21 protein-coding genes are annotated in these 22,809 nt (G+C 38.3%); 2 read left to right on the forward strand and 19 right to left on the reverse strand.

What is annotated here, in order from left to right:
• Positions 1 to 13: 13 nt before the first annotated feature.
• From FLAVO9AF_RS10705 to FLAVO9AF_RS10775, 15 genes are all read right to left on the reverse strand, one after another.
• Positions 14 to 553: a hypothetical protein gene (locus tag FLAVO9AF_RS10705; RefSeq protein ID WP_159688231.1), complete on the reverse strand. Its 540-nt coding sequence runs from the start codon at positions 551 to 553 to the stop codon at positions 14 to 16.
• A 26-nt stretch (positions 554 to 579) separates the two neighbouring features.
• On the reverse strand, positions 580 to 1,002 hold the full coding sequence (locus FLAVO9AF_RS10710) for a hypothetical protein (protein ID WP_201296293.1): 423 nt from the start codon (positions 1,000 to 1,002) through the stop codon (positions 580 to 582).
• A gap of 18 nt (positions 1,003 to 1,020) precedes the next feature.
• Positions 1,021 to 1,485 (reverse strand): META domain-containing protein, encoded by a 465-nt coding sequence (locus FLAVO9AF_RS10715; protein WP_159688234.1) that lies wholly within the window; start codon positions 1,483 to 1,485, stop codon positions 1,021 to 1,023.
• Between the two features lie 199 nt (positions 1,486 to 1,684).
• Positions 1,685 to 3,430, reverse strand: a complete 1,746-nt coding sequence (locus tag FLAVO9AF_RS10720) for an amidohydrolase (RefSeq protein ID WP_159688237.1) — start codon at positions 3,428 to 3,430, stop codon at positions 1,685 to 1,687.
• A gap of 102 nt (positions 3,431 to 3,532) precedes the next feature.
• Entirely contained in the window at positions 3,533 to 3,901 is a 369-nt protein-coding gene (locus FLAVO9AF_RS10725) for a hypothetical protein (RefSeq protein ID WP_159688240.1), read from the reverse strand.
• A 70-nt stretch (positions 3,902 to 3,971) separates the two neighbouring features.
• Positions 3,972 to 4,757: a hypothetical protein gene (locus tag FLAVO9AF_RS10730; protein WP_159688242.1), complete on the reverse strand. Its 786-nt coding sequence runs from the start codon at positions 4,755 to 4,757 to the stop codon at positions 3,972 to 3,974.
• Positions 4,758 to 5,056: 299 nt separating this feature from the next.
• Positions 5,057 to 6,046 (reverse strand): SDR family oxidoreductase, encoded by a 990-nt coding sequence (locus FLAVO9AF_RS10735; protein WP_159688245.1) that lies wholly within the window; start codon positions 6,044 to 6,046, stop codon positions 5,057 to 5,059.
• Between the two features lie 61 nt (positions 6,047 to 6,107).
• A complete protein-coding gene (locus FLAVO9AF_RS10740) occupies positions 6,108 to 7,838 on the reverse strand; it encodes an amidohydrolase (RefSeq protein ID WP_159688248.1) in 1,731 nt (576 codons plus the stop codon).
• A 24-nt stretch (positions 7,839 to 7,862) separates the two neighbouring features.
• Positions 7,863 to 9,584: an amidohydrolase gene (locus tag FLAVO9AF_RS10745; RefSeq protein ID WP_201296294.1), complete on the reverse strand. Its 1,722-nt coding sequence runs from the start codon at positions 9,582 to 9,584 to the stop codon at positions 7,863 to 7,865.
• 322 nt (positions 9,585 to 9,906) lie between these two features.
• On the reverse strand, positions 9,907 to 11,247 hold the full coding sequence (locus FLAVO9AF_RS10750) for an amidohydrolase family protein (protein ID WP_159688262.1): 1,341 nt from the start codon (positions 11,245 to 11,247) through the stop codon (positions 9,907 to 9,909).
• Between the two features lie 148 nt (positions 11,248 to 11,395).
• Positions 11,396 to 13,768, reverse strand: coding sequence for a M28 family peptidase (locus FLAVO9AF_RS10755; RefSeq protein WP_370516459.1), 2,373 nt, complete (start codon positions 13,766 to 13,768; stop codon positions 11,396 to 11,398).
• A 19-nt stretch (positions 13,769 to 13,787) separates the two neighbouring features.
• Positions 13,788 to 14,135 carry a hypothetical protein gene (locus FLAVO9AF_RS10760; RefSeq protein ID WP_159688265.1) on the reverse strand — a complete coding sequence of 116 codons (348 nt, stop codon included), beginning with the start codon at positions 14,133 to 14,135 and terminating at the stop codon, positions 13,788 to 13,790.
• Between the two features lie 371 nt (positions 14,136 to 14,506).
• Positions 14,507 to 14,914 (reverse strand): endonuclease domain-containing protein, encoded by a 408-nt coding sequence (locus FLAVO9AF_RS10765; RefSeq protein WP_159688268.1) that lies wholly within the window; start codon positions 14,912 to 14,914, stop codon positions 14,507 to 14,509.
• A 590-nt stretch (positions 14,915 to 15,504) separates the two neighbouring features.
• Positions 15,505 to 17,043 carry a bifunctional GNAT family N-acetyltransferase/carbon-nitrogen hydrolase family protein gene (locus FLAVO9AF_RS10770; RefSeq protein ID WP_159688271.1) on the reverse strand — a complete coding sequence of 513 codons (1,539 nt, stop codon included), beginning with the start codon at positions 17,041 to 17,043 and terminating at the stop codon, positions 15,505 to 15,507.
• A gap of 57 nt (positions 17,044 to 17,100) precedes the next feature.
• Entirely contained in the window at positions 17,101 to 17,997 is an 897-nt protein-coding gene (locus FLAVO9AF_RS10775; RefSeq protein WP_159688275.1) for a restriction endonuclease, read from the reverse strand.
• A 213-nt stretch (positions 17,998 to 18,210) separates the two neighbouring features.
• On the opposite strand from FLAVO9AF_RS10775, the gene FLAVO9AF_RS10780 reads away from it, so the two are divergent.
• Positions 18,211 to 18,543, forward strand: a complete 333-nt coding sequence (locus tag FLAVO9AF_RS10780; RefSeq protein ID WP_159688278.1) for a single-stranded DNA-binding protein — start codon at positions 18,211 to 18,213, stop codon at positions 18,541 to 18,543.
• An 11-nt stretch (positions 18,544 to 18,554) separates the two neighbouring features.
• Positions 18,555 to 19,010: an HRDC domain-containing protein gene (locus FLAVO9AF_RS10785; RefSeq protein WP_159688281.1), complete on the forward strand. Its 456-nt coding sequence runs from the start codon at positions 18,555 to 18,557 to the stop codon at positions 19,008 to 19,010.
• 531 nt (positions 19,011 to 19,541) lie between these two features.
• Here the strand turns inward: FLAVO9AF_RS10785 and FLAVO9AF_RS10790 are convergent.
• The 4 genes from FLAVO9AF_RS10790 to FLAVO9AF_RS10805 form a co-directional block, all read right to left on the reverse strand.
• Complete coding sequence (locus FLAVO9AF_RS10790) at positions 19,542 to 20,441, reverse strand: histone deacetylase (protein ID WP_159688283.1); 900 nt, start codon at positions 20,439 to 20,441, stop codon at positions 19,542 to 19,544.
• Positions 20,442 to 20,483: 42 nt separating this feature from the next.
• The gene (locus tag FLAVO9AF_RS10795) at positions 20,484 to 20,678 is read right to left on the reverse strand and encodes a hypothetical protein (protein WP_024980687.1); all 195 of its coding nucleotides are present in this window, start codon (positions 20,676 to 20,678) and stop codon (positions 20,484 to 20,486) included.
• A gap of 123 nt (positions 20,679 to 20,801) precedes the next feature.
• Positions 20,802 to 21,323: a ferritin gene (locus FLAVO9AF_RS10800; RefSeq protein WP_159688286.1), complete on the reverse strand. Its 522-nt coding sequence runs from the start codon at positions 21,321 to 21,323 to the stop codon at positions 20,802 to 20,804.
• Positions 21,324 to 21,415: 92 nt separating this feature from the next.
• Entirely contained in the window at positions 21,416 to 22,786 is a 1,371-nt protein-coding gene (locus FLAVO9AF_RS10805; RefSeq protein ID WP_159688289.1) for a hypothetical protein, read from the reverse strand.
• Positions 22,787 to 22,809 lie beyond the last annotated feature (23 nt).

Below are 22,809 nucleotides of genomic sequence, written 5' to 3' on the forward strand. Positions count from 1 at the left end.
AAATCTTTAAATATCAATATTTTTTACTCCAAATTTTGCTTATAGTGAGCGTTAATCCCCAAGAATTATAATAGTTCCATTTGTTATCCCAAACCAAAGCTCCTCCTATTTCCCAATTTCCTGGAAGATGCCAGCCATACTCCACTCCTAAACGAGTTAAAGTCAATGTTTTTTCATGCGCAATCTCAGCTCCAACTCCACCGATAAATGACCAATGCTTACCCGGTTTGTAAATACCAACAGGAACTACAGCCAAAGGATAACTACGTTCAAGCAACTCACTACCACCATGTTCAATTTTAAAAGATTCTAAAATGATATCGTTTTGTAAGCCTATGGCCCAAGTATTGGATAACCAGTAATCATAATTCAAAGTAAATGAGGGAACGGCCAACCATTCGGTTTTTCCATCTACTTCACCTTCGGAAAGGTGGGAGTGTCCTATACCGAAAGTAAGACGATGACTGCCTTTACTTCCATGATGGTCCTCATTTTGACTGTAGGCTATAAGTCCAACAAGAGCAATGACTAAGTATATTTTGTTAAAATTCATAATTTTTGATGTATTTGATTAAATAATTAATTATCTGATCTTCTCCCTAATACTTCTACTTTTGCCTTTTTGGTAACCAAAAGAGCACCAACAGAATCATATTCTAATTCTATCTTGCGCAATTTGTTGTTTCGCCCTGGAAGGGTAAAAGCTAATGAAGACATTCCTTTGGTTAATACACCCACTCCTCTTGCGTCAAATTCTTTTCGTTCTCCATCAGACATCTCTACTCTTACCTTCTTCAATTTTAAGGTACCTTGAATGCACTTTATTTTTATTTTGTCTACCTTCTTTTCATTACCAGAAGGCGTAACAACATCTTTATCCGATTTAAAAGCAATCATTTTTTCTGCTATTTTGATCCAATTCCCATCACTAGAGGATTGAGAAAAAACCATTGAACTTAGCATTAAAAAAATGAAAACGAATCCTATTTTTACTTTACCCATACTTTTGAAATTTGTTTATTATTTTCTTTCTAAGCGCATCACTGCAATATCTCCCATAATAAGATTTAACGTTTTCCCTTGATTTGTAACCGAATAGGCATTAACTTTTTTGAGTGTTTCCAAGAAAAGCTGTTCACCAGCCATATCCGGACACATTTTACGCGTAGCCGCCAAAGCATCTGCTATCATAATTTTGTTGCCATCAATCGTGCATTTCCCGGTAAAATTGTTGCAACCAGTAACACCACCAATTCTATTTTCATAACTATTTATGGTTATTGATGGTTTTACTCTGAGATACAATTCACCAAAGGCTTTTGGTGTATTCATTATATAATTGGCTTCCCAAGTTCCATCGATTAAATTGCCTTTTAGAGTATTGGCTTTCTTTTTATCGGTTATATCCATGGTAGTAGTTTTGCTGGTATAACAAGAAGTAATGAGTATACTTGATAAAATAATTGTTGCGATTGATTTTTTCATATATAAAAATTTTATTTTTTTATAGTTGTACATGGTATGCTCCGCCAATTCGCTTCGCTCGGCTAGTTTTTATTTATCGGTTTTTGTATGCAACAAACCTTTTGTTAATGGCGCTTTCATAATTCTTTGCTAAGTTGTATTGTTTTGTTTTGGAAATTCTTCTAGGAAGGAGCTTAATTTTTGGCTCTAACGAGCTTTTCTAGTTTTCTACTGGAAACATTTTTCCTTGAAACACTGTGGCCTTTACTTGAATATTTTTAAGATCGTCTATGGCAACCTGATAGGGATTTTTGTCCAAAAAGGTAAAAGTGGCTTCTTTGCCTACTTTAATACTTCCTATTTTGTCTTCCATTCGCCAGGAATAAGCAGCATTAATGGTAATCGCTTGAATTGCTTTATGGCGAGAAATGGCTAAATCGGGGCGAAATTGCTTACCGTCATCGGCTTTTCGAGTTACGGCACACCAAACCAAATAGAGCGGATTAGATGGCGCCATAGGCAAATCAGAATGCAGCGAAATAGATACGCCTAATTTCTCTGCAGGACCAATGCGAACCATCGATTCAGCACGTTCTTGCCCCAATCCGTATTGGGAGAATTTTTCAGAAAATCCGGTAACATAATACGGATTGGCACTTACAATACAACCCAAGGCAGCCAATTTTTTGACCTGCTCATCGGTTGAATTGGCAAAATGCACAATGACTGTTCTATGGTCTTTGCGTGGGTTTTCTTTCATACGTCTTTCGATACAGCCCAACAGTACTTCAAGACCTTCGTCACCATTTACATGAATGTGTATCTGATAGCCTGCATCCCAAAACAACTTGGTTGCTTTCTCCATTAGTTCCGGTTTAAGCATCCATTCGCCTTGATGTCCATCGGTGTATCCAGCTTTCATTTGCATCAATTGCGAAATAATAGATCCATCCATTAACAATTTTACTTGTTTGGGCAGAAAAAAAACTTTCCCTCCCTTTGGAAAAGTACTAAGCGTAGTCTCTGCCATCGCCAAGGCGCCATCGCCTTTTGACATATAAGTGGTGTTTCCTTCGGCAATAAAAGTTGACAACATGGGTACATTGGCCTTATTAAGTTCATCATTGTATAATTTGGCTAGCGAGGCATCAAGTAGTGCGCCAGGTTCATTGTAGGCAGTAACCCCATTATGATGCAGGTATTTTACCATTAAACCTACCCCTTCTTTCATTTTTTCGGGAGAAGCAAAATCGGCAAAGATTTTAGGCAACAAATAGACCATAGCTCCATTTTCGTAAAAATGTCCTTTCTCAAAATTTATTTGTTTTCGGGCATCTTCTGGAGCTTTCGCCACTGCAGCTTCATCGATATCGTATTTTTTCAAAAAAGCTGAATTCACAAAAAACTCATGACAGGAGCGGTGCCAGATCGCAATAGGAATTGTTGCACTTACCTCGTCCAACATGCTTCGGGTAAGCGGACCGTGCCATAACTGCTGGTATCCCCATGAATAAAAAACCCCTGTTTTGTCTTTTCGGTTGGCAAATTCATCTTTCAATTTGGCCATATACGCTTCGCGAGTCAAAGCAGCTTTGTATAATTTGGTTGGTGTTTGCCAATCTTCGGGTGCAATGGCGGGCATAGTCAAAAACAAAGCGCCCAATAAGGGATGCAAATGTTGCTCTATGAAACCCGGCATCATGGTCTGTCCTTTTAAGTCAATTTTTTGAAGATTTTTGTACTTTTTTTGAGCAGCTTTTAAACTACCAACAAAAACTATTTTAGTTCCCATCGTTACAACAGCCTCAGCTTTCTTTTCTTGTTTACCCTCCATAGTAATGATGTTGCCTCCATAATACAAGGTGGGAAGTTCGCCTTGATTCGTTTGTTGTATTGGAGTTTTCGTTTTTGCGATACAAACTCCAAAAAATAACAGACCCGCGAGGGATAGAATCCAATTTTTCATAATGTAAACTTTTTATAGATTAAACTTTTTGTATTAAAATCTCTTGTTTGATGTTGCTTTTTTATTTGTTGTTATTGGTACTTTCTTTTCCGTACGGTACCTTTAACTTTTAGCATTCCAATTGACACCACTCATCAAGGCTTTTATGCCAGCCAGAAACCCCATCCCATTTAGTACAACACCTGCCCAACGCCATAATTCAGAAGGCCATAAGGAAGGATCTTGACTAAAAGCACCATAAACCGCATAGGCCGCCATTAAAGCCGCTAAACCCGACAATAGTAGATAGGGTATTTTTAACTTTTGATTGTAAAAAAACCAAAACAAAAAGGCAAATACGGCTGTCATAATTGCCACCGCCAATGAAGCGGTCGGACCAATGGGTCTTTCCCCTTGGGAAATTCGGTAAAGCCCGAGCCCATTCCAGGCTACGCAAAGGATGGACCAAAGAATTTGAAGTTTTAGAGTCATCGTTTATTTATTCAGAGTCAGAATATCCTATTTTTTACTGTTTCACAGCTATACGATAATTTAGCGTTTTCTATTTAGGAAATAAAAAAACTAATGATCCTCTGAGTCCAAAATCACTGCGAATTGCCGATGGGGCAACGACATTAAATTTTGGTCCAATGGCCAAACTCACTTTCTGTTTCCCAAAAGAAGTCAATCCTGAAAACATAGGGGCAAACCAAATGTTAGTTGTATTAGATTGCCAATTTTGAGTCCATTCCAAATTTCCGGTAAGTCCAGCACCACTTTTCCAGTTGTAAGTTATAAACGGATTGACAAACATTTGACTTATATCCTCTCTAGAATCACTGCCTGCAATGCTCCAAATTTGGTTAATTAAGGCTCCGTATGTCCACCCATTACTTTGCTTTAAGCCAACAACGGTAGGGCCTACACCCCACTTTTTTCCTGTTAAATAAGCATCGGTACCTGTAGGAAAAAGAAACACTGGACCAGCACCCCAAGTAAATCCATCTTTTGGTGTACTTGGAGAAAAAAATCCGCTCATTACTATATCCGCTAAGCCAGATTCTTGATTACTAACCCCACTAACATTGTACTGATTTACAATGGGGACAATTACACGAGAAATAAGATTCATTTTTTCGGAAATTTTTAAAGGAACTACTGGCTGAATGTTTAAGGTGTACCTTGATCCATTTAGCGTACCAATACCATGATCCAAATTATTTTGAAAGGGAAGACTAATTAATGATGCGATTGGATTAGCCAACTTTTTGGCTAAATCATCTTGAGATTCTTGTCCGTAAGACAAAAAATTACATAATACAAGCGCTACTAAATATTTAATCTTCATAATGTTGTGTGTTTAAGTTGTTAAAAATCAGCAACTTTTCTCATTTTTATACAACACGACCTGAAATTCTATAAAAAAATTTTTATAGTCTTTATCTCCGGTCGGGTAGTTACTATTTTTTGACATAAATTGTTTTACCTCTTTGATGGTTTCCATTTCTGTGCTTTCTTTTAAAAGTAATTGTGTCAACTTTTAATCCCGCCAATGGTTTAGAAGCATATCTGGCCAATTACATAGTTGAACGCTAAGCCACATGAGCGGCGGCAAAGAGTTTTGCTTACCATACTTTTTCATAACAATCAATTTCGTTTCTTAGTACGGGATGCTCCTGCACCTACCTCGTTCATGGCTGCATCGAGCATTTCGATAAGCTGCTCCCTTGTATAGCTAAATTCCTGGTTATAGTTGAGCTGGGCCAGTTTGCGGATGTGGCTACGAAGCGCTACCTCCGCATCTCGCTGATTGGAAACAACCAGTGAGCGAGGCTTCGGAACGGGGTCGAGCAGCGCCGCAAAAATCGCACACACTACCCGGTCAGGACCTTCCTTTCCGTCCGGCAGGCGCAGTCTTTCCATATTTTGTTTCGCGGCTTCTTCAAAAGGTGATCCTGCGTAGGTTTGCCCTTTTGACTTCATTCTTTCGAAAGCAGTCTGACCTACTCCGGTCGCGAAATTTCCTGGCTCTATCGCACAAACCGTTACACCGAACTTCGCCATTTCACCGCGTAAGGATTCGGTGTAGGCTTCGACCGCGTGCTTGCTCATCGAATAGGGCCCGAGGAGCGGTGCACCGAAGATTCCGGAAATGGAGCTGATATTGACAATGCGTCCTTTGGCTTCAACCAGCAGCGGCGCACAGGTCTTAGTCACTCGCCAAGGTCCTATTACATTGGCATCCATAACGTATCGCAAGTCTTCTTCCGTGGTCTCGTTCAAAGGAAACAGGATCGCGACGCCAGCATTGTTGACCAAACCGTCGAGCTTGCGCCCATCGGCTTTGATTTTTGCTACGACGGCATCGACTTCAGCCTGCACGTTTACATCAAGCCGAACCGGGGTCACGTTTGCAAGTTTTCCCAGTGCATTGAGGTCCTCCATTTGGCGTGCTCCTGCATATATGTGATGTCCTTCCGAGGCGAGTCGCTCGGTCGTTGCACGACCAAAACCTGAACTAGCACCCGTGATCAGAAATGTCTTGGAGGTAGGTGCATTAGCTTGTTGCGGGGTCTGAGAGAAAACGGCGCTTAACGCAAGGCCGCAAAGGACTAAGGTAAGGAGTTTTACTTTCATTATTTGTTCGTTTAGACTGCAAGTGAAGCACAGAATACCTGGTGCTTTTTCATTGTAATATTTATTTACGTGTATAAACCGTTTTACCTTCTTTAATCGTTTGCATAACTTTAATGTCTTTCAAGGTTATTGGATCGACTTTTAAAGGATTTTTGTCTAAGACAACCAAATCAGCTAGTTTACCTTCTTTAAGTGAACCCTTACTATCTTCTTCAAAGAATTGATAGGCTCCCCAAATCGTTAAAGATTTTAATGCTTCATATGGTGTAAGTCTTTCTGACTCACCCATTACCGAACCACTTCGACTCAAACGATTTACAGTAGTATACATAATCATCATCAGATTAGGTAAGGCAACTGGGGCATCGGTGTGGCTTGTGACCTTAACACCTTTATTTAGAGCTGTTTTGATAGGGCTAATTTGATTAGCCTTTTCAGATCCAATAATTTTTTTATACCAGTCCCCCCAATAAAAAGTATGCATCGGAAAAAATGAGCCAATGATTTTATATTTTTTGAGGCTATCAATTTGATTCATTCGAATTAATTGTCCATGAATTAAAGCCGTTCTTCGCTCTTTTGAACCTAATTTTCTCTCTACTTTATCAAGTGCTCTGCACAGTTGGTCCATTGAAGCATCTGCATTACAGTGAATAGATAATTGCCAATTGTTGGAGTAAGCCTCGTTCACCACACGCTCTACCTCTTTATCCTCAGGAAGTGCCGGATATCCTTTGTAGGTTTTAGGCTGACCATCTGGTGGTAAGATATACGGAATCGTTCTCCAAGCTGTTCTGCCTTGCGGAGAGCCATCTAACGTTAGTTTTACGCCTTTAATTCTATAATGATTTTTATAGGTTTTAGAATTCCATTCGGTAGCCATAAGTTCTTTTGTAACGGTATAATCTACATCAGAATTAACATCTAGTTTGAACTTGCCTTTGTTGGCATAATCTACAAAAGTTTTATGATTGCCTACCATAGCTCTCCCTTCATTGGCAGTAGTATAGCCATAGCTAAGTGCTAATTCTTGTCCTTTATCCATATAGAAATCACCTAATTCTGGGGTTTCTGGTGTTAATATTTTAAGCATATTGGGTATAGATGCTAATTCTTCTAAAACGCCATTAGGTTCTTTAGATCCAGCAACTCTACGAATTAATCCACCACTAGGATCTTTTGTATCCTTGGTGATACCAACTTTTTCTAAACCTTTAGAATTCATAACAGAAAAATGTCCCGAAATATGCACTGCAATAACAGGAATGTCTTTAGAAACCTTATCTAAATCATCCTTGGTTGGGAAGCGATTTTCTTTAAGCGCTGCGTCATCAAAACCCATTCCTACAATCCAACCATTGGTTTTGTCTACACCATTGACAGCATGCCATTCCTTTAGCGTTGCAATTAATGTGGGTATATCATCACACTTCCCATCTGGATTGGCCAATAAATTGGCCGTTACAGCTTGCGAACCAAAACTCGCAAAATGTGCATGACCATCGACAAAGCCGGGCACTAAGGTTTGTCCTTTCAAATCGACCATACTATGGTCTTCGCCGGCCTGTTTCATGGCTTCGTCTTTACCACCCACAAAAGCAATTTTACCATCTTTCACTACCAATGCCTCAGCATAAGTAGGTTGATCGCCTTCCATGGTAATGATGTCGCCACCATAGTACATAGTCACATTTTCATTACTCCCTTGGGTATTGTTTGCTGAAGTATTTTCACTTTTTTTGCATTGTAAAAACAAAAAAGTGATCAGTACTAATACTGCTACTTTTTTCATAATTGATTAATTATAGTTGCTATTTTATTTTTTTATAAATACTGTTTTACCATCTTTGATAGTTTCTATTACTTTTACATCCTTAATAGCCGTTTTATCTACTTTTAAAGGATTTTTGTCCAAAATCACCAAATCGGCTCTTTTGCCTGCTTTTAGGGAACCTTTAGAACTTATTTCGTCGTATTGATCAGCAACATTTATAGTCATAGCTTGTAAAGCTTGGTAAGGTGTAACTCTTTGATCCAAACCAACATTGGCACCAGCGCGTGAAATACGATTAACGGCACTCCAAAGCATAAACATTTGATCGAGAGGAGCCACCACAAAATCGGTATGATTGGTAGGTTTCAAGCCTGCAGCTATGGCATCACGCATTGGGCTTATGTATTGTGCTTGGTTAAATCCACGATTTTTTAAATGAGCTTCATAAAAATAATACGTGTGTAATGTATAGAATGAAGGACGAACTTTATATTGAACAAACTTTGGTATTTGATCTTTACGCATAAATTGAGTATGTATCGTCGTAACATTCCAAGGTTTGTTATAATCTCCTGCTCGAGCAAATTCATATGCTTTCAAAAAAGCATCAATTGAACCGTCGCCATTGCAATGCAAAATTAAAGGGACATTCATATCGTACACTTTTTTCACCATTTTGTTTATCATATCTTGTGGAAATGTCAATTCGCCTTTCCAATTTTTCTCTCCTCCTGGACCACCTGTTAAATATGGAGTTGTAAAGTAGGCCGTTCTTCCTTGTGGTGAACCATCAGTGGTAATTTTTACACCCCCAATTTTAAAACCTTTATTATACTTAGTCCATTCAGTCAAAGGAATGACCTTCAAAATATTATCTACATCTGTAATAAAAGGATAAGCTACCACATCAATAATGTTTGCCCCTGCCTCTGAAGCTCTTTTCATAGTTTCGATTTGCGGCAAATGAGAAGCTCCTTCGTGAGCGGTAGTTATACCAGCCTCAGCATAAAGCATCTGCCCTGCTTTGGTCCATTCAATTTCTTGTTCTGCAGTCATTGGCTCAGCTTTTTCCATCACTGGCAAAAAAGCGGTCTCCATTATCAAACCATAAGGCTCTTGTGTACCAGGTTTTCGAACAATTACTCCTCCTGGGGGTGTTTTAGTATTTGCATCGATACCATATTTTTTTAGCGCAAGGCTATTCATCACGGCTCCGTGCATCGAAACGTGGTCGATACGAACAGGATTATCTGGAAAAGCTTTATCTAAATCATCACGATTTAAAAGTACCCCGTTAGGCATTACGTTGTCGTCATATCCATAACCCATAATCATTTCTCCCTTAGGAATATTTCTTTCAGCAGCATATTGTTTTAATGTTGCAATAATACTAGGTACATCCTTAGCGGGACCCGATGGCGGTGCGTATAATTTGCATTGATTGGCCACCAAAAGAGAATTTATGTAATGACTGTGTGCGTCTAAAAAACCGGGCAGCAAAGTTTTCCCTTCCAAATCTTTCATAACATGTCCTTCACCAGCTTGTTTCATCGCTTCGTCTTCGCTTCCAACGAAGGCTATTTTGCCATCTTTAACAACCAAAGCCTCTGCATAAGTAGGCTTATCGCCTTCCATAGTGATGATATCTCCGTTGTAATACACCTCTGCAACTCCTTGGTTGCTTGACTGGGTAGCTTTTTCCTCTTTTTTGCAAGCTAGCAAAAGCATCGCTATAGCAAAAACTGTAATAATAGATTTCTTCATTGGCTTTGTTTTTTTAGGTTGTTTATTTGTTTTGATACATAATCTGCACAAAATCAACGATTAACATATAAATATAAAAAAAATAATTCAAATAAAAACAAAAACACCTTACTTCAACAAATTAGAAATAAGGTGTTTAAATAATCTTTACACAAATCATCTTTTGCTACAGCCAATACAACTGTCACGGGAAACACTAACTCTATGGGGAAATTTTATTGTTCTTTTATTTTTTTCGACCGACAACAGTATGGCTGAGTACAAAAGGTATTGGCATTATCCACTTTTCCTTAGGTTTAATATTGAACAATGGATTTTGGATTTATTTAACCAAAGTATTTTTATAAACGATTCCGTCTTTCATAATAATTTTAAAATTAGTATCGGGATTGGCAATTAAATCAATGTTCTCTAGGGGATTACCGTCAACCAAAATTAAATCGGCATAACTACCTTCTGAAATTTCGCCTAATTTCCCTTTTTGATAGGGGCTTCTTTTTCCACTCAAAGCCAATAATTCGGCATTTGTAGAAGTGGCCATTTTTAATATTTCAAAAGGGGTATACCAACGTTTCATTTTTGCCAATTGCTTCCCTTGTTTTTGTGCCAATCCAGCATCAAATAAGCAATCGGTTCCCCAAGCTACTTTCACATTAAATTTCTTTGCCATTTTATAAGCATTGTCAGTTCCTGCGGTCATTTCTAATTGTTTGGCTCTATTGGCACTTCCGTTGGGAAAAGGAATAGCATCCTCATCATCCAAAAAAGGTTGAAGACACCACCAAATTCCTTTTTCTGCCATAAATTTTGCAGTCGCTTCGTCCGCAAGATTCCCGTGTTCAATGCATTTTACTCCAGCGTTTATAGCACTTTTGATTGCCAAAGGGGTATAGGCGTGAACGGTAACATACGTTCCCCAATTCTCGGCGGCCAATACGGCGGCCCTAAATTCAGCTTCGGTATATTGAGTTACGTCCAAGGGGTCATAATCAGAGGCAACTCCACCACCAGCCATTAATTTTAGTTGGGTTGCACCTTGTCGAAGCTGTTCGCGAGTTCGCATCAATACTTGGTCAGCTCCATCTGCAATTGCGACCATTCCAGTTCTTTCAAAATAAGATAATTCTCCAATTTTTCGAGGTACATCGGTAGGCAAACCAAAATCGCCGTGGCCCCCTGTTTGCGAGATAATAGCACCACTCGAAAAAACCCTTGGACCCACAACAAGTCCATCTTGAATGGCTTTATGCAAAGGAAGTGAGGAACCACCAACGTCTCTAACGGTTGTAAAACCACGCAACAGTTGTTTTTCAGCAGCTTTAGCAGCAAATAAATTGATATACGCCACATCTGAGAGTAGCGCTTTCATTTGCGGCATTGACTCAAACATTAAATGTGAGTGTGCATCAATAAGACCCGGCATCAAAAATTTACCTTGTCCATCTATAATTTGGGTTGTACCACTTCGGTCGGTTACAATTGGATTCGTCGAGATGGTTTTAATCAAATTGTCTTCGATTAGCACATTCCCTTTTACGGTTTTGCTGTCTTTTCCATTAAAAATTTGAACATTGTTAATGAGAATTTTTGTTGGTGTTGTTTGAGCGATTGCAATCGTACTTACAAAAAGTACTAGTGCCAAAATAGTTTTTAATATTTTCATAATTTTTGATTTTTTGAAATTCAATTAATAAAATCTGTTAAAACGTAACTTAATTTTGACATTTGTTACAGCCTAACTAAAAGTTGCATCAAAATCATTTGATTGTATTTTAAAACTCGGATATCTATTTCCTCTAAATATCAGGCTACTATTTCCTCAAACTATCTTTTGCCACAACCAATGAATCCGTAACAGGAATAACCAATTCTTTAGGGATAGCTTGTTGTCCTTTTCTAATTTTTTTACGAATGACTACAGCATCGTTGAGTACAAAAGGTGTCGGCATCATCCAATTGTCTCTTGGTTTGATGTTAAACATTGGATTTTGCAATAAATCAAAAGAAGATTCTAGCAATTCCATATCGATAACCGCTGATGCATTGATACTAAAATCGAGTACCAAAGGCGCATTGTTAACCACGTAATAGCTCAATAGTTTTTTGCCTTTTCGTTCTAAGGTCGAACTGGTATCACCTAAATTTCTAGCACCATTGGCTCTAAAATTATAAAAAGTCATCGCTTCATTGGCAAAAATATCATAGCGGTTGACTTTTCGATTTGGTATAATTTTCAATTGAATGTATCGCAAATTGCCCGCAATACTGTCTTTTGTAAATAAGATTAAAGGCTTCTTTACACCCACAAAATCCGTTGTTGCTGCATAAGTAAAACCAGAATTATATTTGCTAAACAACGGCATATCGTTAAGCGGTTTCGCGCTTTTAGGATTGGCACCCAAATAGGTTTTGGTCCAATCGTCAAGATTCACATCATACGTCACCCAAAAAGCTTGATTGGTATCTGCATTGTACAAGTACACCAAACTATTGGATTTTGCTTTTCCAATTTCGTAATCAGAATTAAAATGACCTTTGGCAAAAAACAACAACGATAACACAAACAATCCCAAAGCCCATTTCCCTTTATGTAAAAATGCACCAAAAACAGGCAACAACAACGCGAAAGTAAGTACCGTTAGGATTGCGCTACCAAATAAGATTTTTAATCCCAAACCAACGGGGAACATTTGAATGAATGGCGCCAAAAGTAATACTGCTGGAATGCCACAGATTAAGTTTAATACCCAATTTGATTTTTGCGTTAACACAAACGCCCCAAAAGCAATTAATCCAAAATAGACTGGGATAATCAAAAAACCAGCACCCGCGAGTGAATTAGCAATAAATCCGTTAATGACCATCCAAACTAGCAATACCATTACATAATGGTTCATCGTCACTTTTTTGGCAGAAAACCAATGGTACATCAAGAAACAAATCGACAAACTCAACAGTACAAAAGCCGCTATATAATCGTGGCCATTATACGTAAATCCGTTGAGTAAATCGTTGTATTGCGGATAAGTCCAAAGCAATCCTTTCCAGCCAAAATACGTCAATCCACCCGCGATACCCAAGGCACCCAAAAGCGGAATCAGACCTTTGAACAATTCTCTAAAAGTAAAAATGCGTTTGGCTTTGCCAATGAAAAGGAAAAACACAAAAAACACTCCCGCAATAATCGTCATCGGTACTACCCAAGAAAACGGATAACTGATAAACGTAAACGGAATCGTAAAATACACCTCATCTTCAGTAGCTTGTACCACGTCCAAATTGGCATTCGAAAAATACGTCAACAAAGGCATTAAGTAACGACCTTGGTGTGCCAAAGTATTTTTGGCCAAATGCTGAGAATCATCCTGCTGGGTGTGGTAATTATAATGGTCGTCGATAAACGCAAAATTCAATCCCTGAATGTTACCTTTCTCTCTAAAAACGGTTAAGTCCGTATCGTTAGGCAACATTTTGTAAATACTATACATCAACGAATTTGAAACGGGATAGGTCACGCCTGCTTTAGAAAATTCGTTCACCAAACCAGCATTCCCCTTGTTGGTTTCCATCAACATATAACTCGGTCCCGAAGAGCCGCGCGCTTCAAAATTGAGTGCCAAACCTACTTCTTTAGCCCAAGGATGTTGCGTCACGAACAAGGCAGCTCCGTTTAAACCCAATTCTTCGGCATCCGAAAAAACAATAATGATGTCGTTTTTATGCTGTTTTTTGGACTGCAAAAAAGCACGAACGCCTTCAATAATTGTCGCTACTCCAGAAGCATCATCACTAGCTCCGTGCGAAAAAGAATGCGGCGCACTATCGTAATGCGAGAGCAACAACAACGCTTTTTTAGAATTCGTTCCCTTAATGCGCCCAATAATATTTTTAGACTGTACCAGATTTCCCCAATCGCTCATGGTGTAGCCTTCTTGCACTTGAGTAGCAATACCCATCGTTTTCAATTCTTGCACTAGCATTTGTGCGACCACATCATGGTTGGCAGAACCTACATAATGCGGTTCCCTCGTCATCTTTTCTACCATTTTGAAAGCCCGCTTGGTCGAAAAATTGGCTAGATTTTGTTCTTCATATTCTATGGTTTGCGGCATTTGCAAAAAGTAACCTGCTGCCAAAACGAGCAACAGCACAAAAACCGAAAGTAAAGAGGCGTATTTTTTCATAACATTGGGGATGTGGTATTTAAATATCTTTTTTGACTAGCACATAATAGTCATTCTCTAAAATCATATAACCTTGGTCGTACAAAAAATAGTAGGTATTTCCTGTTTTGGTATTCAAAATCGAAGTAAAAAATTCAAAGTCAAAACCCTTGCTCATCAACTTGGCTCGAGTCGTTTTCGTTTTACCTTCTACATTCAATTCTGACAAAATTCGGTAATTTTTGCGCAACTTATTGTTAATATTCCGCATATAATTCGTACTATCCTTATTTATTTTATTGTTGTAGGCATTTCGGCAGCTATCGCTACAAAATTTCTTGTCCTCGCGACCTACAATTTTTTCACCACATTCTAGGCAGGTTTTCATACGCTATTTATTTTATCAATTGACACTTTTTTATTCGAAGCCCAGCAAAAGGCTTTATTGGTTATCATTGGTTCCTGCTGTCCTTCCTATCTTTTTTGCCCCGAGAAAAATTGGGTCAAAAAAGGATATTCCCTCCCATCAGGGCTAGTTAGGGAACAGGGTTTTGTGTTTGTTTTCTCATTTTACACACCCCTAACCCCTCTCGAGAGGGGAATTAAAATGTGCTTAATGATGTGTTTTGGGTATTATTCACTTTGATTCTCTCGCTTGACACACCCCTAACCCCTCTCGAGAGGGGAACTTAAATGTGCTAAATGATACGTTTTGGTTAGTATTCAAAATGTGTTTTAAACACTAAACGTTTTGCGTTCCTAGCTCCCCTCTTGAGAGGGGCTGGGGGTGTGTTTTTCATATTCTATGATATAATACTCAATAGCTCGCAAAACATTCTCCATATCTTTCAAAACTTGTTCATCTGTAAAACGTAAAACCGTAATCCCTAACTGATTCATTCTTTTCTCTTTTACAGTGTCTTTATTATATACTTCTAAAAACTCGTGGGAATACCCATCGACTTCAATTCCTAACATCAACTCATAACAAAAAAAATCTAAAATGTAACTATCTATAGGCTTTTGCCGATGAAAATCATAACCATACATCTGTTTTCCTTTCAGCTTTAACCAAAGAAAAATTTCTGTTTTAGTCGAATCATTTCTTAATTGTCTAGCCAATTCTTTTAGCTTTGGATCGTATGGAATGATTTTTCGTTTGGCCATTTCGTTATAATCTTAATAAATGAGGCGTTTGGTTGTATTGTTCATTTTTATTTTCTCACTCGACACACCCCTAACCCCTCTAACTCCTTATGATATTTATTTTGGAGTCGTTGAATCTTCGATTTCAAGAGGGGAATTCGAATGTGCTAAATGATATGTTTTTCGTTTCTATTCACTTTAGTTCTCTCGCTTAACACACCCCTAGCCCCTCGCGAGAGGGGAATTAAAATGTGCTAAATGATATGTTTTTCACTATTATTCACTTTGGTTCTCTCACTTGACACACCCCTAACCCCTCTCAAGAGGGGAATTCGACTGTGCAAAAAGAGATATTTTGGTTATTATTCAAAAATGTATTTTTAAACACTAATGGTTTTACGTTCCTAACTCCCCTCTTGAGAGGGGCTGGGGGTGTGTTTTTGTTTTTTACAAATTTTCCTTTTAAACCAAAAAAATCCCCTTGTTACTCTCTAACCCCGATAGGAGCGGCATCCTTTTTTTCACCTTTCGGGGGAAAAAAGATATAGCGGATAGCGGGACGATGCTTCCTGAAAAGCCTTTTGTGCCTGTTCCTAAATATTCCCCCTTCACTATTTCTCTCCGTTTTTTATCTTTTTTATTTCGTACAAATCGGTTCTTCGGTCTTTAAGGATGCGCACGCTGCCGTGTTCGTGCAGCTCTTTGAGCAAATCCAAATCGACGTCGACAATCAGTGTCATCTCGGTGTTGGGTGTGGCTTCGGCTTTGATGCCGTTGCTCGGAAACGCAAAATCCGAGGGCGTAAACACCGCCGATTGCGCATACTGAATATCCATATTATTGACCTTAGGCAAATTCCCCACACATCCCGCTATGGCTACAAAACACTCGTTTTCGATGGCTCGCGCTTGGGAACAATGTTTGACTCTGGTGTAGGCGTTTTGCGTATCGGTCAGGAAGGGGACAAACAAGATATTCATTCCTTCGTCGACCATTAATCGGGAGAGTTCAGGGAATTCGACATCGTAACAAATCATCACGCCTATTTTCCCGCAATCGGTATCAAAGGTTTTGATTTCGGAGCCGCCTTTCATTCCCCAATGTTGAACCTCATTGGGCGTAACGTGAATTTTGGCATACATCTCTGAAGTCCCGTCGCGCTTGCACAAAAAACCAACATTATACAAATTCCCGCCTTCTAAATACGGCATACTTCCCGTGATGATATTGATGTTGTACGAAATGGCAAACTCCTGAAACCGCTTGCGAATTGGGTCCGAATATTTGGCCAATTCGCGTATGGCTTCGGCCTCGGTGAGATGATTGTAATCGGCCATCAAAGGCGCGGTGAACAGTTCTGGAAACAACGCAAAATCGCAACCATAGCCCGAGACCACATCGATAAAAAACTCGGATTGTTCAAACAAGGCGTCGAGATTGGAGAGCGAGCGCATTTGCCACTGAATAAGCCCTAGCCGAATCACTGATTTTTCGGTGTTGATGAGCTTGGGACTTTCGTCATAATAAATGTTATTCCACTCGAGCAAAACGGCGAATTCCTTCGAATCTTCATCGCCTACTAAATAATTTTTGATGACGCGCAACACGTGAAAATCGTTGCTCAACTGAAACGACAATACGGGATCGTGTAGTTGTTTGCTTTTGATTTTGTCGATGTATTTTTTGGGCGACATTTTATCGGCATACTGCCCATAATTGGGAATTCGTCCCGCAAAAACAATCGCTTTTAGGTTGAGTTGTTCGCACAGTTCTTTGCGGGCATCATACAAACGGCGTCCCAAACGCAAGCCGCGATAATTGGGATGAATAAACACATCGATGCCATACAAAATCTCCCCAAACGGATTGTGGGTCGAAAACGAATAATTGCCTACGACCTCCAAATAATTATGGCGTTTGTCGACCAATTTTTCGTCTACAATCAACGACAAGGCCGAACCCACCACTTTCCCATCGGCCAAAATCACCAACTGTCCTTCGGGAAAAATGGCCAGTAAGCGCTCGATGTCCTCGGAACGCCAATAGGAATCGGCCATTTCGGGATAGGATTCCACCATCGAGTTCTTGAGTTGCTTATAATCCTCAAACGCCAAATTGCGCAATTCTACTTTTTTGATTTTCGTTTGCATAGGGTGTGGGGTTTTAGGGGGTTAGTGATTGGTTTTTTTAAATGACACATTTATGGATTAGTTTTCTTCGAAAAAGTCATTATCAATTTCTTTAATCTCATAAATAGTCTTTACTTGGACACCTACATTATATTGATGCATTAAATCAACTAGTTTCAAACCATCTATCAATATAATTCTGTGATGAGCTTCTTTGGCCTTCTTAACTGCGGCATCATCAAAAGTAGAAGTGGTTATAAAAACTCCTTTACTAGTATCTCCACTCATTGCCCCAATAAAATTCCTAATGTCTTTTTCTCTAACTTTATTTTCGTTATATCGTTTAGCTTGTGTATAAATTTTTTCTAACCCTAATTTGTCTTCATTAATAATTCCATCAATTCCCCCATCACCAGATTTAGATGTTTCGATAAAATCTCCATAACCCATTTTTTTTAGCAAAATTAAAATCACCTTCTCAAAATAATATGGGTCTATTTCTTTTAGTCTTTCTAAAAGTTCTGTTTTTACTTCAGTTTCTATTGTTGAAAATCCAGAATCTATTAAATCTTGTGGGGATGCATTTTCAATTTTAATGATTTCATCCTCTATTTCGTTTACTTTTTCACTCGTTACAGTCTCACGATGATTAATAAAATCTGAATCATTTTGAAGGTCTTGCAGAGGTAAATTTCCTAGTTCTAAAATTCTTTTTCCTTTTTCTGTTATTTGAACAAAACCTCTTTTGGGATACATTACAAATTTCCCCATTTTTAAATAAGATTTCCCCCAAAGTATTCTATCAATCAATACATTTGCTCCGGAACTAGTTTTTTGGTTCATTAATTCTATAGGGAGTTCAGAATAATATAAATCTCTCACCTTGGATGCTAAATCTCTACTTTTAATCGACTCAACTGTATTTAGAATTTCAAGTACTGGGATAAACGTTTCATGATATTTAGGTAATTCCATTTTATTTAGGTTTAATTAGCAATTCCCCCAAATATACTCAAAAATTTCCATTTACAAACGGTTACAAACAATTACAACCGAAAGTAAATGGGATGCAACCGACTAATTATCAATCGGCACCGCATCTTTGCCCTGTCGAAATGAAACAACGACCTTGTTGCTCATCCGACACGAACATTTTAAGTATATGCCTAACTTTTAAATTTACACGCCATGAATGCAATGAAAAACAGAGTACAATTAATCGGTCACGTAGGAAACGAACCAGAAATCAAAACCTTCGACGGAGGTAAAAAACTAGCCAACCTTACTATCGCTACCAACGACACTTACCGCAACGACAAAGGTGACAAAGTAGAACAAACCGAATGGCACAAAGTAACTGCCTGGGGAAAAACAGCCGACATCATCGAGAAATACGTGACCAAAGGCAAGGAAGTAGCCATCGAAGGCAAACTCACCCACCGCAGTTACGAAGATAAGAACGGGGAAAAACGCTACATCACCGAAGTGATAGTGAATGAAATCCTTTTGATTGGTAAATAAAATCCGTAGCTATGAATGTACAAGTATTTTCCGTTCGGGTAGATGCTCCTCATTTGGCGCAAGACCAGCAACAGCTTAATGATTTTATCGCCTCGGTAGAATTGGTACAATCCGATACCCATTTCATAGAATCCGATGCTAGTTATTGGTCGGTTTTGTTGCATTATAAAGAGAAAATCAATCTTGCGCCCCGTGAAAAAGAGTCGCTCACCGACTTAACCCAAGACCAAGTCGATAGGTTTCAACATTTGAAAAAATGGCGCAACGAAAAAGCCAAAACTAATGGTTTGAAACCATTTATGGTGTGTCACAACAGCCATCTGATTCAAATAGCGGTGCAACATCCCAAAACGAGTTCCGATTTTCAATGGATTAAAGGATTTGGAGAAAAACGAACGCAACAATATGCGGATGAAATCATTCAGCTATTAGAAAACATTTATCTTAATCAGGAAGAATTAATATAAAACATATGAGCCAATTGAGTTTTCTATAAGCAGCAGAATTCTTCAAAACCATAGAAGGCATTTAAGGACATAAAAGCTGAGTAAAAAGCTTGAATGTTCTGAATGTCTTTTTGGTTTAATATTATGTGCTTAGTGAATCTTTGTGCCTGCTTTGTGAACTTTGTGGTTAATTATTGGCCAAGGATGTCGCGGATAAAACGGATTTTCAACAGAACTTATATAACCTTAAATGCCTTAGATGGCTTACTACTTTGCGAACCTCGCGCTTGCTTTATGAACTTTGTGGTTAATTATTGGCCACGGATGCCGCGGATAAAACGGATGAAACGGATTTTCAATAGAACTTAAATGTCCTTATATGACTTATATGGTTTACTACTTTGCGAGCCTTGCGCCTTCTTTGCGAACTTTGCGGTTAAACTTCGCCAAGGATTTCACAACACAACTCAAATGACCTTACATCCCTTATATGGTTCAAAAAACCTTCAATCCAAAACTTCAATGACTTATATGTTTCAAATTTAAAGCAAACTAATACAACGCTCTCGCTACTCGATACGTATTAGCGTGCGCCTCGATTATGGTTTTTATCGCTGGGGAATAACCGCCACCCATACTCACTTGTAGAGGAATCCCCAATGATTTACAAAGACCTAAAACATAGCTATCTCGAGCTTTGCAGCCTTCTAAAGTACACCCTAATTTCCCTAATTTGTCCGTACCCAAAATATCCACACCCGCTAAGTAAAACACAAAATCGGGACGATGGATGTTCAGTAATTCTGGAAGTGTTTCTTGTAAAATGGCCAAATAAGTTGAATCATCCGTCTTGTCTGGCAAAGGGATATCGTAATCTGAAGTTTCTTTTCGAAAAGGATAATTGCTCTGACCGTGCATCGAAAAAGTAATGACATCAGCATTATTTTGAAAGATTTCGGCTGTGCCATTGCCTTGATGTACATCGAGATCTACAATGAGGATTTTTTGGCGCTTCTTCTGATCAATAAGGTATTGAGCTGCAATCGCTTGATCGTTGAGCAAACAAAAAGCCTCTCCTCTGTCCGAGAATGCGTGATGGGTTCCACCAGCAATGTTAAAAGCGATGCCGTGTTCCAACGCGTGATTACAACCCGCAACTGTACCTTGTGCAATACGCAACTCTCGCTCGACCAACGCTGCAGAAAGCGGAAATCCGATACTACGAATGGCTTTAGCATCGAGGGTTAATTCAGTGAGAGCCTTAACATAAGTTGCACTATGTACAGCTTGCACCAAGGATAAATCGATACTATCAGGAGAATAGAAATCTGTGAACTCAGCGGTTCCTTCGTGGAGTAACTGCTTGGGAAGCAATTCGTATTTGAGCATCGGAAAGCGATGTCCTTCTGGTAGTGGATGATTGTAAATGGGATGGTTGGCAATAAAAAACATAAAACACACAGTTGAGTGTGCAATGTAGTAGCAATTTTAGAATTACGCTACTTTTTTAATCAAATCAAACATAGGACAACGGCCGCAACGTTTGTTTTCGCCTTTTTCGTATTTTCCGCAACATTTTGACTTGCAGTTTTCGGCAACTTTGATTTTGGCCAAAAGCGCTTTCTTCTTTTGGTCTTTCTTTTCTTTTTTACCTTTCTTTTTGTCCTTTTCTTTGTCTTTCTTACTCATAATTTTGAGTCTTAATTTCGAAGGCAAATATATATTGTTTTTATCTATTCTAAATAAACTTTAACATAAAAAAGCATAAAAAAACCCGAATAATGCATTCGGGTTAAAAGTTATTTAGGAGAATTACTTGGTTGCAGCTACTGCGGCAGCACTGGCAACAGCAGCTTGCTGAATATCGCGGTCAAATAAATACAAGCCTCCTTTATCATCACCAATCAAATTGATTTTATCCAAAATAGATTTAGCCGTAGCTTCTTCTTCAATTTGTTCAGCTACATACCATTGCAAGAAATTGTGCGTGGCATAATCTTTTTCTGCAAAAGTGATATGCACCAATTCGTTGATAGAATTTGACACAAAAATCTCGTGTTTGTACAATTCCTCAAACATCCCTTGAAAAGCGTCATAGGATGTTTTTGGTGCTTTTAAATCGGTGATTTGTGCGTGACCACCACGTTCATTGACGTATTTAATCAGTTTCAACATATGTGCACGCTCTTCATCGGATTGCGCATACATAAACTGTGCAATGCCCTCCAGTCCATTCACTTCGGCCCAACAAGCCATTGACAAATAAATCTGTGAAGACTCTGCTTCTATTCGAATTTGATTATTTAGTGCGACTTCAATATTTTTAGACAACATAGTTTTCTTTTTTTAAGTTAATGACAATTTTAAAAAACGGATTTAGGGAAACACTAAGATAACAATTAGAACACAATTATAAAGGCAAAATATTAAAAACCATCATAAAATTTCTGCATCACAAATTGCTTCAACTTGGTATCGTAATATCCATTAATATAATAATTCTTATGCCTGAAAGTGCTTTGCAAAACCGCTTGTGGGTTTTCAAAAGAAAACTGACCTATAAAATCGGTGGCCAAAGGCTCAGGTTTTGAGTTGATATGATTTCCTTTTTTGTCCAAAACACTTTCAAAATAAACATTCAATGGAATAAAATAAGAATTGGTTACAAAGTCTCCCCCATTTGGTGCAAACCCTGTAGACAATTGTTCTATTTCTTGATTACCCCCTATAGTTAGAAACAAATTCTTGGGTGTTTTATAGACCGTAACTCCCAAATCAGTACCCGATAATTGCTTCAAAAACTTGGCAGTTGTTTTCATTGCTTTTGGTCGCTGGTTCATAACTTGAGCGAACAAAGGTGAGTTTTTGAAAGTGATGGTATCATTTTTTGTCACACTAAATTCTTTGATTATCACATTGGTTTCAAAGTCTTTAAATCCAAAATGTAATTCTTCATCATTTGCAGTTACTTGATATATTTTGTTTTCGTGATAATAAGAATTCGACAATCCATTAAGGCGTTTCAACCGAAATTGTGGAATGCTACGCTCAACGAGTTGTAAGGTCTTGAGATCCAATTGAAACAACTGTGTTTCATTTGTATTATGGTCGAACGTGAAGAGAATGTCGTTCTCCCGTACATAAAATTTGGATTTACTTGTGGCTTTAAACAAAGGATTATAAGCACGTGTTTCTATTTTTTCTAAAGGCAAAACAGACAAAATCATTGATAAACTTATGGCTTCTTTTTTACTATTGACAAACTCAAAACCACTAAAATCAATAAGATATTGCGTTTTTTCACCTCCTTTAAAAACATAAAGCAATAAAACTTCGGTAGTATTCTTTTTGGTAAGAACATAAAATTTATTGTTCTCATTAAAGGCGTGAAGCACTGTTTCTCGTTGTAAAGGCAACTGAAAATAGTTTGCCGTCGTTTTCTTTGTAACCAAATCATAATGAACCGCAGCTATGTTCTTGAAATTGGAATCAGTCCAATATAGCGTAGGATTTTCGTCTGGTCCAAAAGAGTAACCTGCCATCAATTTGTAACCAATATCCGGTCTTTTGGTCACCATACTGTCTTTGAAAAACAAAAAGGGACTGTATTTTAGAATCGTTGTTTTTTCTTTATCGGTAGCAAAAACAAAGACATTATCATTTTGCCTATCAGAGGTATTGATGATTTGATGGTACTCTTTTGCTTTTTTTAATTCTAAAGGATGTGAGACTAACTTTATTTGACCAAAAGTCAAAAGAGTACTACAAAAAATAAAAAGAACCAATAGCTTTTTCATAAAGATGCATATTAAAAATAGTA

The organism is Flavobacterium sp. 9R, from assembly GCF_902506345.1.
In the GTDB taxonomy this organism is placed as follows: domain Bacteria; phylum Bacteroidota; class Bacteroidia; order Flavobacteriales; family Flavobacteriaceae; genus Flavobacterium.

Excerpts from the sequence above, each read along its gene's own strand:
- FLAVO9AF_RS10760 (WP_159688265.1), bottom strand. The coding sequence starts at position 14,135 with ATGAAAACCTGCCTAGAATGTGGTGAAAAAATTGTAGGTCGCGAGGAC.
- FLAVO9AF_RS10755 (WP_370516459.1), bottom strand. The coding sequence starts at position 13,768 with ATGAAAAAATACGCCTCTTTACTTTCGGTTTTTGTGCTGTTGCTCGTT.
- FLAVO9AF_RS10720 (WP_159688237.1), bottom strand. The coding sequence starts at position 3,430 with ATGAAAAATTGGATTCTATCCCTCGCGGGTCTGTTATTTTTTGGAGTT.
- FLAVO9AF_RS10745 (WP_201296294.1), bottom strand. The coding sequence starts at position 9,584 with ATGAAGAAATCTATTATTACAGTTTTTGCTATAGCGATGCTTTTGCTA.
- FLAVO9AF_RS10750 (WP_159688262.1), bottom strand. The coding sequence starts at position 11,247 with ATGAAAATATTAAAAACTATTTTGGCACTAGTACTTTTTGTAAGTACG.
- FLAVO9AF_RS10715 (WP_159688234.1), bottom strand. The coding sequence starts at position 1,485 with ATGAAAAAATCAATCGCAACAATTATTTTATCAAGTATACTCATTACT.
- FLAVO9AF_RS10705 (WP_159688231.1), bottom strand. The coding sequence starts at position 553 with ATGAATTTTAACAAAATATACTTAGTCATTGCTCTTGTTGGACTTATA.
- FLAVO9AF_RS10735 (WP_159688245.1), bottom strand. The coding sequence starts at position 6,046 with ATGAAAGTAAAACTCCTTACCTTAGTCCTTTGCGGCCTTGCGTTAAGC.
- FLAVO9AF_RS10765 (WP_159688268.1), bottom strand. The coding sequence starts at position 14,914 with ATGGCCAAACGAAAAATCATTCCATACGATCCAAAGCTAAAAGAATTG.
- FLAVO9AF_RS10725 (WP_159688240.1), bottom strand. The coding sequence starts at position 3,901 with ATGACTCTAAAACTTCAAATTCTTTGGTCCATCCTTTGCGTAGCCTGG.
- FLAVO9AF_RS10775 (WP_159688275.1), bottom strand. The coding sequence starts at position 17,997 with ATGGAATTACCTAAATATCATGAAACGTTTATCCCAGTACTTGAAATT.
- FLAVO9AF_RS10710 (WP_201296293.1), bottom strand. The coding sequence starts at position 1,002 with ATGGGTAAAGTAAAAATAGGATTCGTTTTCATTTTTTTAATGCTAAGT.
- FLAVO9AF_RS10805 (WP_159688289.1), bottom strand. The coding sequence starts at position 22,786 with ATGAAAAAGCTATTGGTTCTTTTTATTTTTTGTAGTACTCTTTTGACT.
- FLAVO9AF_RS10730 (WP_159688242.1), bottom strand. The coding sequence starts at position 4,757 with ATGAAGATTAAATATTTAGTAGCGCTTGTATTATGTAATTTTTTGTCT.
- FLAVO9AF_RS10740 (WP_159688248.1), bottom strand. The coding sequence starts at position 7,838 with ATGAAAAAAGTAGCAGTATTAGTACTGATCACTTTTTTGTTTTTACAA.
- FLAVO9AF_RS10785 (WP_159688281.1), top strand. The coding sequence starts at position 18,555 with ATGAATGTACAAGTATTTTCCGTTCGGGTAGATGCTCCTCATTTGGCG.
- FLAVO9AF_RS10795 (WP_024980687.1), bottom strand. The coding sequence starts at position 20,678 with ATGAGTAAGAAAGACAAAGAAAAGGACAAAAAGAAAGGTAAAAAAGAA.
- FLAVO9AF_RS10790 (WP_159688283.1), bottom strand. The coding sequence starts at position 20,441 with ATGTTTTTTATTGCCAACCATCCCATTTACAATCATCCACTACCAGAA.
- FLAVO9AF_RS10800 (WP_159688286.1), bottom strand. The coding sequence starts at position 21,323 with ATGTTGTCTAAAAATATTGAAGTCGCACTAAATAATCAAATTCGAATA.
- FLAVO9AF_RS10780 (WP_159688278.1), top strand. The coding sequence starts at position 18,211 with ATGAATGCAATGAAAAACAGAGTACAATTAATCGGTCACGTAGGAAAC.
- FLAVO9AF_RS10770 (WP_159688271.1), bottom strand. The coding sequence starts at position 17,043 with ATGCAAACGAAAATCAAAAAAGTAGAATTGCGCAATTTGGCGTTTGAG.